This is a genomic window from Bacillota bacterium, from assembly GCA_040754675.1.
In the GTDB taxonomy this organism is placed as follows: Bacteria; Bacillota; Limnochordia; order Limnochordales; family Geochordaceae; genus Geochorda.
This window is the reverse complement of the sequence record JBFMCJ010000409.1, coordinates 1-3,737: the sequence shown is the minus strand read 5'-3', so window position 1 is coordinate 3,737 and position 3,737 is coordinate 1. Positions and strand designations below refer to the sequence as shown.

Annotated in this window: 4 protein-coding genes; all 4 read left to right on the top strand. The window is 67.3% G+C overall.

Features of this window, described 5'->3' with window-relative positions:
- A partial coding sequence (locus tag AB1609_17980; protein ID MEW6048336.1) for a CheB methylesterase domain-containing protein occupies positions 1 to 466 on the top strand: 466 nt, incomplete at its 5' end.
- A gap of 26 nt (positions 467 to 492) precedes the next feature.
- Positions 493 to 2,046 carry a chemotaxis protein CheA gene (locus AB1609_17975; GenBank protein MEW6048335.1) on the top strand — a complete coding sequence of 518 codons (1,554 nt, stop codon included), beginning with the start codon at positions 493 to 495 and terminating at the stop codon, positions 2,044 to 2,046.
- Positions 2,043 to 2,927, top strand: coding sequence for a HEAT repeat domain-containing protein (locus AB1609_17970; protein ID MEW6048334.1), 885 nt, complete (start codon positions 2,043 to 2,045; stop codon positions 2,925 to 2,927). Before AB1609_17975 ends, AB1609_17970 begins: the two co-directional genes overlap by 4 nt.
- On the top strand, positions 2,924 to 3,737 hold an 814-nt coding region (locus AB1609_17965; protein MEW6048333.1), incomplete at its 3' end, for a protein-glutamate O-methyltransferase CheR. The genes AB1609_17970 and AB1609_17965, both read left to right, overlap by 4 nt.

Genomic DNA, 3,737 nt, shown 5'->3' with positions numbered 1-3,737 from the left:
CACACGCTCTTACGCGGACCGGCTGGACAAACTCAGCGCGCTCAAGGTGAAAGAGGCGGAAATGGGGGAGGAGGCGCTTCCCGGGGTGGTTTACGTTGCCCCGGGCGACCGCCACCTGCTGGTGGTTATCCGGCCAGGGATGACGCGGCCGACTCTTCGCCTGTCGCAGTACCCCTCGGAGGCCTTGTTCCGCCCCAGCGTGGACGTGCTGATGAAGTCGGTCGCGGAGGTTTATGGCCGTGAGTCCGTCGGAGTTCTCATGACCGGCATGGGGCGGGATGGAGCGCTCGGGATGAAGGAGATCCGCGATCGTGGCGGCTACACGGTAGCCGAGAGCGAGGAGACGTGCGTGGTGTACGGGATGCCGGCTGCTGCAGTCCAACTTGGTGCGGTCGATGTGGTGGCCCCGTCCACGGACATACCGTTCGAGGTCCTCAAGTGGTTCACTCTTGCCGCGGCAAAGTGATCGGCGGGGGAGTGGGGGCGATCCCTGTGCTGAGAGTCCGCGTGGTGTTGACGGGCACTGATCCCCTGCGGGGAGCTAGGGCGGCCCTGGTGAGGAGGCAGCTGGAGTCCTGCGGTCAGGTTCTCTCGGTGGAGCCGCCTCTTGACGGCACTCCCGACCAGCCGCTGGGCGAGGTCGTGTTTCTCGTGGCGACTGATGCCGCCCCCGCTGACCTGGCACGCTCGGTAGAGGCCTGTGCCGGTTTGCCCGGTGAGATAGTAGCCGAGGTGAGCCAGGCCACCGGTTTGCCCGGAGAAGGGGCAGGCGTGGGGGTGGCCGGAGCCCTTACCTCGGGACTCCCTGCCGGTGAGCCCCCGGTGGCGTCTCCCCCGAGCGGGGACAGGACATCCGGCGCCGCGGGGACGTTGCGGGTTGACGTCGACCGCCTGGACCAGGTCAATAACCTGGTTGGCGAGTTGCTGATCGAGAGAGCGCGGCTTGCGGAGCTAGTGCGGCGCCTGGCGTCGGCTTCGGTTCCTCCTGAGTTCAGGCCGGTGGTGGCGGGGCTCGATCAGTCGCGCCTCAAGCTGGAGTCGATCTCGTCCGCGTTGCGCGAGAAGGTCATGGAACTCAGGATGGTGCCGGTCGGCACGCTCTTTGCGCGCTACCGCCGGCTGGTTCGGGAGCTTTCCGCCCGGGTAGCCAAGCAGCTCACGCTTAAGACGTCCGGGGAGGAGACCTCCATCGACAAGGTGCTTGCCGAGGAGATCGCCGACCCCATTGCCCACCTGGTCCGCAACTGCGCCGATCACGGCATCGAACCACCCCAAGTCAGGCGCCGGCTGGGAAAGCCTGAAGCGGGCACGATTTCCCTCACCGCGTATTCGGAGGCTGGCCGGGTAGTGATCGAGGTGTCCGACGACGGGCGGGGGATCGACCTGGACAGGGTGCGTGACCGCGCCGTGTCGGCCGGTCTGGTGAGCCCTACCAGGGCGGGAGAACTCACCCCGGACGAGCTCGTGCAGTTCATTTTCGTTCCGGGGTTCAGCACCGCTGAAAAGGTGAGCGAGGTTTCCGGGCGCGGGGTGGGCATGGATGTGGTCAAGGCGAGTGTGGAGCGGCTGCGTGGGAGCATATCGGTGCGCACGGCCCGAGGCCTTGGCACAACCTTTCGGATCCTGTTGCCCCTGAGCCTTTCGACCATGCCCGCCCTGCTGGTTGAGGTTGGCGGTGAAGTGCTCGCGCTGCCGGCGGCAGCGGTGCGGCGCCTGTTCATGCTGGGTGGCAGTTGCCGGGTATACGGACGCTGCCTGGACACAGGTGGTTCTCTCTTGCCATTTGTGGACCTGGGGCGGGCATTGGGCTGGACCGTGCGGGAGGAGGCGAGATACGTTCTGATCGCCGAGGACGCTGCCGGCAGTTTCGCCGTGGGCGTTCAGTCGCTCTTGGGGCAGGCCGAGGTGGTCCTCAAGCCGGTCGGCGTGGCGGCCCGAGCCACGCGGGCCCTGCTGGGCGCGACGATACTTGGGGATGGCCGCGTGGCACCAGTCGTTGACCCCGTGGCGCTGGCTGCGGAGCTGTTGGGGGGAAGGACCAAATGACGAGGTTCGAGGGTCTGAACTCACCAGACCGGGCCAGGCGCCGGAAGGCGGCGCTTGCCCTGGCGGGTACGACCGATCCCGCTGCCCAGGCCGAGCTGGTCCGCCTCCTCGCGGATCCCGAGCCGAGCGTGGTGGAAGCAGCGATTTCGGCTCTTGCCGCGTCGCGGGACGTGCGGACAGCCCGCGCTGCGGCGGCTGCACTCCGAGATGACCGGGCTGCCGTCCGGGCGGCCGCGGCTGACGTTCTGCGCCGTCTGGGGGACCTCGCCCTAGAAGAGTTGATCGCCCTCGCGGCCCAACCCGATCCGTCGCTGCGGAGACTGGCCTGCGAACTGCTGCCGGGCTGCAGCCGTCACAGGGTCTTGCCCGTTTTGACCGGTCTCCTGGATGATCCCTGCCCGAACGTGCGCATGGCAGCGGCAGAAGGGTGCAGGGGCCTGGGTGCGCGCGAGGCTGTTCCCCACCTGGTGGCGAGGCTGCGGGTGGAGGAGGATGAGTGGGTGCGCTTTGCCCTGCTCGAGGTGCTGCGCGACCTGGGCGACGAGGACGCGGTTCTGGACGTGCTGCTCGTCCCCTGCACCGGCGAGCTTTCCCGCCGGGCATATGTCGACCTGGTTGCTGCACTCGGGGGGGTTCGTACCGTGCGCGGCGCCCTGGCGGGAATTTCACGCGCGGGGCAGGTGCGCCTTCAATTGCTTGAGGCACTGGCCGTGCTCGCGTCGCGGCTCCCGGCCGAGGAGAGCGGGGTGGTTTCGGAGGAGGAGGTCAAGCCCCTGTTCGACTTGCTTGCGGCCGGCGGCGAGGAAGCCTGCCTGGCCGGCAGGACCCTGCTCTGGTGGATGGGAGAGGCGGGGGGCGCCCGGTTGGAGGCGGGGGCATGACCGCGAGGGCGTGGCTGCTCGGTGATGAGGAATATGAGGCCCTGATGCGCATGGTCTACGGCAAGACGGGCCTTGCCTTCGACGGGGACAAGAGGGAGTTGTTCGAGAGCCGGGTGCGCAAGCGCCTTGAGGAAAAGGGTATGCGCCCGGCCGAGTACGTGCGCCTACTGGCGTCCCCGGGCTCTGATGCGGAACTGCGGCAGTTGATCGACCTGCTCACGGTCAATGAGACCTACTTCTTCCGCGACCTCCCCCAATTGACCGTCTTCGCGAGAGCGGTGCTGCCGGACATATACGAGCAGAAACTGGCCAGCTCGTGGCCAAAGATCCGGTTATGGAGTGCCGGGTGTTCCATCGGCTGTGAGGCGTACACTCTGGCCATCATCGTGCTCGAGCACTTCAGGCAGCACCCGCCGGTGCCTGTCGAGATCGTGGGGACCGACATTTCTCCCAGTGTGCTGGAGGTGGCCCGCAAGGGGCTGTACACGGACAGGGAGGTGCGGGACGTGCCCGAGCCGTTCCTGGAGAGGTACTTCGTGCGCGGCCAGGATTACTGGACGCCCCGTGCGGAAGTGAGGAGGATCGTGCGCTTCCAGTACGGCAACCTGCTGGATCCGGAGGACACCAGGCTGATGCGGGGGTTCGACGTCATCTTCTGCCGGAACGTTCTGATCTACTTCGACGACGAGTCCCGCCGACGCGCGGCCCAGGTGCTGTACGATGCGCTCCGGGAGGGAGGGTACGTGTTCCTGGGCCACGCCGAGTCGATGAGCCGCATATCGCGTTCGTTCCGCCTGAAGAGGGTGGGCC

Bases quoted from the DNA above. Each gene is read 5' to 3' on its own strand.
- AB1609_17970 (MEW6048334.1), top strand. From the start codon at position 2,043: ATGACGAGGTTCGAGGGTCTGAACTCACCAGACCGGGCCAGGCGCCGG.